The sequence below is a fragment of the Kitasatospora sp. NPDC058965 genome, assembly GCF_042741245.1.
GTDB lineage: Bacteria > Actinomycetota > Actinomycetes > Streptomycetales > Streptomycetaceae > Kitasatospora.
The window spans coordinates 1-6,539 of record NZ_JBHYKG010000406.1 but is presented as its reverse complement, the minus strand read 5'-3'; the positions used below and the strand labels follow the sequence as shown (position 1 = coordinate 6,539).

7 protein-coding genes are annotated in these 6,539 nt (G+C 75.8%); 2 read left to right on the top strand and 5 right to left on the bottom strand.

Translation table 11 applies throughout. The features are described 5' to 3' along the window. Positions 1–56 precede the first annotated feature (56 nt). The 3 genes from ACFW1A_RS37025 to ACFW1A_RS37015 form a co-directional block, all read right to left on the bottom strand. A complete protein-coding gene (locus ACFW1A_RS37025) occupies positions 57–452 on the bottom strand; it encodes a DUF3040 domain-containing protein (protein WP_380417414.1) in 396 nt (131 codons plus the stop codon). 243 nt (positions 453–695) lie between these two features. After that, the gene (locus ACFW1A_RS37020) at positions 696–1,448 is read right to left on the bottom strand and encodes a methyltransferase domain-containing protein (RefSeq protein ID WP_380417412.1); all 753 of its coding nucleotides are present in this window, start codon (positions 1,446–1,448) and stop codon (positions 696–698) included. 27 nt (positions 1,449–1,475) lie between these two features. Then, positions 1,476–1,970 (bottom strand): SAV_6107 family HEPN domain-containing protein, encoded by a 495-nt coding sequence (locus ACFW1A_RS37015; RefSeq protein ID WP_380417410.1) that lies wholly within the window; start codon positions 1,968–1,970, stop codon positions 1,476–1,478. 118 nt (positions 1,971–2,088) lie between these two features. Between ACFW1A_RS37015 and ACFW1A_RS37010 the strand changes: the two genes are divergently transcribed. Further along, on the top strand, positions 2,089–3,477 hold the full coding sequence (locus tag ACFW1A_RS37010; protein ID WP_380417408.1) for a phytoene desaturase family protein: 1,389 nt from the start codon (positions 2,089–2,091) through the stop codon (positions 3,475–3,477). A 7-nt stretch (positions 3,478–3,484) separates the two neighbouring features. Here the strand turns inward: ACFW1A_RS37010 and ACFW1A_RS37005 are convergent, their stop codons facing one another. Continuing rightward, positions 3,485–4,252 (bottom strand): hypothetical protein, encoded by a 768-nt coding sequence (locus ACFW1A_RS37005; RefSeq protein ID WP_380417406.1) that lies wholly within the window; start codon positions 4,250–4,252, stop codon positions 3,485–3,487. A 105-nt stretch (positions 4,253–4,357) separates the two neighbouring features. Further along, positions 4,358–5,272 (bottom strand): methylenetetrahydrofolate reductase [NAD(P)H], encoded by a 915-nt coding sequence (metF, locus tag ACFW1A_RS37000; protein ID WP_380417403.1) that lies wholly within the window; start codon positions 5,270–5,272, stop codon positions 4,358–4,360. A 164-nt stretch (positions 5,273–5,436) separates the two neighbouring features. On the opposite strand from metF, the gene ACFW1A_RS36995 reads away from it, so the two are divergent. After that, a partial coding sequence (locus ACFW1A_RS36995) for a polyprenyl synthetase family protein (RefSeq protein WP_380417400.1) occupies positions 5,437–6,539 on the top strand: 1,103 nt, incomplete at its 3' end.

Here is a 6,539-nt window from a genome sequence, read left to right as displayed (position 1 = left end):
CTTCGCGTGTGCGCCTCGCCGGCGCGGTCGGCCCGGGCCGCTCCCCCGGGACCGGCTCAGAGTCCGTCGTGCTCGTCCCGGCGGCGCTGCCAGCGCTGCTCCATCCGGTCCATCACGTTCGCCTTGCGGTGGGCCTGCGGCGCGCTGCGCTGCCCCTGACCGGCTCCGCCGGCCGCCGGGTGCCGCCGCCAGCCGGCGACCGCCACCACGGCACAGCCCAGCATCACCAGGAAGCCGACCACGCTGAGCCAGATGAACTTGGGCTGCGCGATCATGCCCCCCATCAGGAGGCCCACTCCCACCACGAATCCCGCGGCCGCCAGGTACACCCGGCGCCGGGTGTAGGTGCGCAGGCCTGTTCCCTCGAGCGCCGACGCGAACTTGGGATCTTCGGCGTACAGCGCTCGCTCCATCTGGTCGAGCAGTCGCTGCTCGTGCTCCGAGAGCGGCACGGAGTCCTCCTACTCGTCGGTCGCAGCGCGACCGGTCCGCCACCTGGCCTTGTCGTGGTCCATATGCCCCATGCGTCTGGCCGTCATGCGTTCTGGCTTTACCCAGATCATACGGTCCATCGGCGGGATCCGGAGAGGGGAACGATCGGTCGTGTCCGCCTCATTCCACCCCGTCACCCGCACCCGTGGAACGCTGCGGCGGCCCGGGAAGTGCCCGGGCCGCCGCAACCGTCGCGAACGGGTTCAGCGGAGCGCGGCGAGCAGGTGGAGCTGGGTGGCCACGGCGTGGAACTCGGGCCGCGCGGCGGCCGCCTCCTCCAGCTTGAGCAGCGCCTCCAGCGCACCCGGCTCGGTGTCCACCAGGACCCCGGGCACCAGGTCGGCGAAGACCCGCACGCCGTGCACCGACTCGACGGTCAGCCCCGCCGCGGCGGCCAGGCCGTGCAGCTCGTCGCCGGTGAACCGGCGCGGCATCGGGTCGCCGGCGCCCCAGCGGCCGTCCGGCGCGTCCAGCACGGTGCGGGCCTCCTCGAAGTGGCCGGCCAGCGCCCGGGCCAGCACCGCGCCGTTGCGGTTGGCGGCCAGCAGCGAGACCAGCCCGCCCTTGTGCAGGGTGGCGGTCAGGTGGCCCAGTGCCTCGGCCGGGTCGTCCACCACCTCCAGCACGCCGTGGCAGAGCACCGCGTCCACCGAGGCGGGGGCGATCAGCTCGGGCAGCGTCTGGGTGTCGCCCTGGACCGCCCGGACCAGGTCGGTCACCCCGGCCTCGGCGGCCCGGCGCTCCAGCGCGAACAGCGCGTCGGGGCTGGGGTCGACCACGGTGACCCGGTGGCCGAGCCGGGCCACCGGGACCGCGAAGTTCCCGGTGCCGCCGCCGGTGTCGAGCACGTCCAGCACCGGCTGGTCCAGCTCGGCGGACCGGCGCTCCAGGGCGGCGCGGACCACCTCCCAGACCACGGCGGTACGCAGGGCGCTGCGGGGGCGCGTCGGGTACAAGGCGGGCTCCTCGGGCGGGACGGACGGCTACGGGTCCACCCTATTGCCTCCGTTCGCCCCCAACTGGAGCACCCGCTCGACCAGGCGCAGGAAGATCGCGGTGTTGCGGACCAGGTCGTCCGCGTCCCGGGCCGAGGCGGCGCCCCGCACCCCGGCCTCGGCCGCCGCCCGCTTGCGCGCGCCGGCGGCGAAGTAGACGGCCCACTCGGCCAGTTCGGGCGCCACCTCGGGCAGCACCTCCCAGGCGCTGCGGATCGCCTTGCGCCGGCGCGGGTTCTTCTCCGGGCGGCCGCGCACCGCGAGCACGGCGGCGGTGCAGCGCAGCGCGGCCAGGTGCGCGGTGGCGTAGCGCTCCAGCGGGTCCTCGGCGGCGTCGGCGGCCAGCAGGGTGCGGTGCGCCTGGGTCAGCAGGTCGCGGGCGGCCGGCGGCGCGCCGGCGCGCAGCAGCACCGGGTGCACGTCGACCGAGCGCAGCGGGATGGGCTCGGGCAGGTGCTGGTCTGGGAGGTCGGTGACGGTCATGGTCGGTACTCCCCCAAGTCCTCGGCGGGCGGTGCTCGGGCAGGGTTGCCCGTCCCCCTCATGGTCGCGCCGGGCACTGACAAGTCCTGCGGGCCACAAGCCCCTAGGATCGGTCCCCATGGCACGGATCGTCATCATCGGAGCGGGAATCAGCGGCTTGGCCGCGGCGGCGCGACTGGCCACCGTGGGGCACCGGGTGACGGTCTGCGAGGCGGGGCCGACGTACGGCGGGATGCTCGGGCAGCTGCGCCGGGACGGCTTCGCCTTCGACACCGGGCCGACCCTGCTGACGCTGCCCGCGGTCTACCGCGACCTCGCGCTGAAGACCGGTCGGGAGCCGCTGGAGCAGCTGGTCCGGCTCGCCCCGGTGGAGCCGGAGAGCCGCCACCTGCTCCCCGGCGGCACCGTGCTGACCCTGCCCAACGCCTCCCGCGGCGGTGTGGCCCAGGCGCTGGACGCGGCGCTCGGGGCCGGGGCCGGGGAGCGCTGGGGCGCGGTGATGAACCGCGGCCGCGCGGTCTGGGAGGCCACCCGGCGTCCGCTGCTGGAGGAGCCGCTGCCCGCCGACCCCGCCGCGCTGGCCACCGATCCGTACCCCGCCGCCCCGCGCCGCGGCCTGGCCCGGCTGCGCCCCGCCGGCGCCCCGACCCTGGACCAGGTGGCCGCGCGCGAGCTCGGCGGCGATCCGGCGCTGACCGCGCTGCTGACCGAGTCCGTGCTGCGGTTCGGCTTCGACCCGCGCACCGCCCCGGCCGGTGCCACCGTGCTCCCGTACATGGAGCAGACCTTCGGGGTGTGGTCGGTCGGCGGCGGGATGCGCGCGCTGGCCGAGGCCTTCTTCCGCCGCTGCGAGCAGCGCGGGGTCGAGTTCCGCTTCGACACCCCGGCCGAGTGGGCCCCCGAGGGCGACCTGCTGCTCGCGCCGGGCCCGGGCGAACCCGCCGCGCCGGGCCGGGTCGGCCTGCTGCTGGCGCTGCGCGGCGCCCGGCCGGCCGGCACCGCGCAGCGCACCGTGCTGCACGCGGACGACCGGGCCGCCGAGCTGGCGGCGCTGTTCGGCGGCGAGCCGCGGCCCTACCCGCGCCCCACCGTCCAGGTGCTGCGGCCCGACGACCCGTCGCTGTGCCCGGACCGGGAGCACGAGGCGGTCACCCTGACCGTCACCGTCCCGTCGCAGGCCCGGTTCGACTGGACCGCCCCCGGGGTGGCCGCGTCCTACGCCGAGCAGCTGCTCGGCTGGGCCGACGCGGCCGGGCTCGGCCTGCGCGAGCGGCTGCTCTGGCAGGTGGTGCGCACCCCGGCCGACACCGAGCGGGAGACCCGCTCGCCCGGCGGCGCGGTGCCGCGCCCGGCCCTGGCCGGCGCGGGCGGCGGCTACCTGCGGCCCGCCAACGCGACCGGCGAGCCGGGCCGCTACCTGCTGGGCGGCGGCGCTCACCCGGGCGGCGGGCTGGCCAGGGCCGGCATGTCCGCCTGCGTGGTGGCCGGCCTGATCGGGCCGGCCTGACCCGCCGTCAGCCGGCCCAGCCCTGCCAGTGCTGCTCCGGCTGCGGCTGGACCGGCTGGGGCTGGACCGGCTGCTCGGGCTGGGGCTGGTAGTAGGCGTAGCCGTGCTGCTGCTGCGGGATGCCGTACTCGGGCGGGTACTGGGCGGCGGGGTCGTAGCCCTGCTGCTGCCACTGCTGCTCGTACGGCACGTACTGCTGCTGCTCGTAGTAGCCGTACTGCTGGTACTCGTACTGCTGCTGCTCGCTGTAGGGGTAGGCCGCCTGCTGCGGCTGCGGCAGCTGCGGGCCCGGGTCCTGGTAGGACTCGACGGTCTCGTAGATCCCGTACTCCACCGGCTCGCCGGCCGGTTCGGGGGCGGACTCGAACGCCGGCTCGAAGACCGGTTCCGTCGGCTCCACCGGACCGACCTCGCCGACCCGCTGCTCCGCCTCGATCACCGCGGCCGCCGGCACGCCGCCGGTGGCGGCCGAGAGCAGCGGGACCCGCGCCAGCGCGCCGGGCAGCGCGCCGTCCGGGCGGCGCAGCGACCAGCCGGCCCGGTACCCGCGCTTGACCGACAGGGTGACCAGCACCTGGCCGGCCGCGAAGGCCGCCGCGCCCGCCCCGATCACCGGCACCGAGCGCGGTCCCATCCCGGCCACCACGGCCAGGAAGCCGAGCAGCGCGAGGGCCCGCCAGTGCAGCGGGGCGCGGTTCTGCAGCAGCAGCTCGGCGATCAGCCAGAGCGCGACCACGGCGAGGGCCGCGTACAAGGCCAGCATCCCGATGCCCATCTGCGTCCTCCACCACTGCCCGGCCGCGCAGCGCAGCGCGTGCCGCGACTGTACCGGGTTACCGCCCGGCGCCCCACATCCCGGACCGTGCGCCTACGCGCTGTGTCAGCCCCGGTGCAGACCGAGGTTCTGGTAGATCTGCAGGGTCGCGGTGGAGCCGTTCAGGGTGATGAAGTGCAGCCCGGGCGCGCCCTCGGCCAGCAGCCGCTCGGACATGCTGGTGGCGTGCTCCATGCCGACCTCGCGCAGCGCCTCCGGGTCCTCCGCCACGGCGCGCAGCCGCCGCTCCAGGTCCGGCGGGAACGGCGCGCCGCTCAGCTGCGGGAACCGGACCAGCTGCTTGGCGTTGGTCACCGGCATGATCTCCGGGATGATCGGCACCTCGCAGCCCGCCGCCTCCACCCGGTCGCGCAGCCGCAGGTAGTCCTCCACCTCGAAGAACATCTGGGTGATCGCGTAGTCGGCACCGGCCCGGATCTTGGCCACGAAGTGCCGGATGTCCTCGTCCCAGTCGGTGGAGCGCGGGTGCATGTTCGGCGAGGCGGCCACGCCCACGCAGAAGTCGCCGATCCCCTTGATCAGCTCGACCAGCTGGTAGGCGTAGGTGACGCCCTGCGGGTGGGTGACCCACTCGCCCATCGGGTCGCCGGGCGGGTCGCCGCGCACCGCGAGGACGTTGCGCACGCCCTGGTCCGCGTACTGGCCGATGATGTTGCGCAGCTCGGCCACCGAGTGGTCCACCGCGGTCAGGTGGGCGACCGGGGTCAGCGTGGTCTCGGCCGCGATCCGGCCGACCATGCTGACGGTGCGCCCGCGGGTGGAGCCGCCGGCGCCGTAGGTCATGCAGACGAAGTTGGGGTCCAGCGGCTCCAGCCGCCGGATCGCGTCCCAGAGCCGGTGCTCGGCGGCCTCGCTGCGCGGCGGCATGAACTCGAAGGAGAACGAGCGCTTTCCGGCCGCCAGGAGATCACGGACCGTCTGGGCGCGGTCCGGTCGGGTGGAGGGGACGCCGAGTGCCATGTCGGCAGGTTATCCGCGGTTGCGGTGGCACGGACAAACGCTGCCCAACCAGTGAGACGGGACTGTCCAGCGCCGGGCGGCACCGGGACGGCGGCGTCCGCCCGGGCCGCGGTGCCGCCCTGCGGTTAGTCTGATCACCGTTCCCCGTGACCCCGGAGTGCCCAGTGACCTCGCCCAGCCCCGCGCCCGTCCTCCCGCTCGACGTGGAGGCGGTCCGCACCCGGGTCGACGCCGCGCTCGGCCGGTTCATGGCCGGCCGCCACCAGCTGCTCAGCACCATCTCGCCCGACCTGGTCGCCGCCGCCGACGCGCTGCGCGACTTCCTGCTGGACGGCGGCAAGCGGCTGCGCCCGGCCTTCTGCTACTGGGGCTGGCGCGGGGCCGGCGGCGCCGCGGACAGCGCCGGCATCGTGGACGCGGCCGCCGCGCTGGAGCTGCTGCAGGCCAGCGCGCTGGTGCACGACGACCTGATGGACCGCAGCGACACCCGGCGCGGCCTGCCCTCGGTGCACCGCCGGTTCGAGGCGCTGCACCGCGACAGCGGCTGGCGCGGCGACCGCGAGCAGTACGGCGCGGCGGCCGCGCTGCTGCTCGGCGACCTGCTGCTGATCTGGTGCGACGAGCTGTTCGTCCGCTCCGGCCTGGACCCGGCCGCGGTGCTGGCCGCCAAGCCGGTCTTCGACCTGATGCGCACCGAGGTGATGGCCGGCCAGTACCTGGACGTGCTGGAGCCGGTGGCCGGGGACTCCACCGACGCCCGGGCGCTGGACCGGGCGCAGACCGTGCTGCACTACAAGTCGGCCAAGTACACCATCGAGCGCCCGCTCCAGGTGGGCGCCCGGCTCGCCGGGGCGAGCGAGGAACTGGTCGCCGCCTACGGGGAGTTCGGGCTGCCGCTGGGCGAGGCCTTCCAGCTGCGGGACGACCTGCTCGGGGTGTTCGGCGACCCGGCGGTCACCGGCAAGCCGGCCGGTGACGACCTGCGCGAGGGCAAGCGCACCCTGCTGGTGGCGCTGGCGCTGCGCGGCCTCGACCCGGCCTCGGCGGCGCTGCTGGACCGCCGGCTCGGCGCGCCCGGGCTGACCGCGGAGCAGATCACCGAGCTGAGCGACCTGGTGGCCAAGAGCGGTGCCCCGGAGCAGGTCGAGGAGCGGATCGAGCAGCTGATGGCCCGTTCGCTGGCCGCGCTGGAGGCCGCCCCACTGGTCGACGGGACGGCCCGGGCCACGCTGCTCGCGCTGGCCCGGGCCGCCACCGTGCGGCGCTA

Bases quoted from the DNA above. Each gene is read 5' to 3' on its own strand.
- ACFW1A_RS37015 (WP_380417410.1), bottom strand. From the start codon at position 1,970: ATGACCGTCACCGACCTCCCAGACCAGCACCTGCCCGAGCCCATCCCG.
- ACFW1A_RS37010 (WP_380417408.1), top strand. From the start codon at position 2,089: ATGGCACGGATCGTCATCATCGGAGCGGGAATCAGCGGCTTGGCCGCG.
- ACFW1A_RS37005 (WP_380417406.1), bottom strand. From the start codon at position 4,252: ATGGGCATCGGGATGCTGGCCTTGTACGCGGCCCTCGCCGTGGTCGCG.
- metF (WP_380417403.1), bottom strand. From the start codon at position 5,272: ATGGCACTCGGCGTCCCCTCCACCCGACCGGACCGCGCCCAGACGGTC.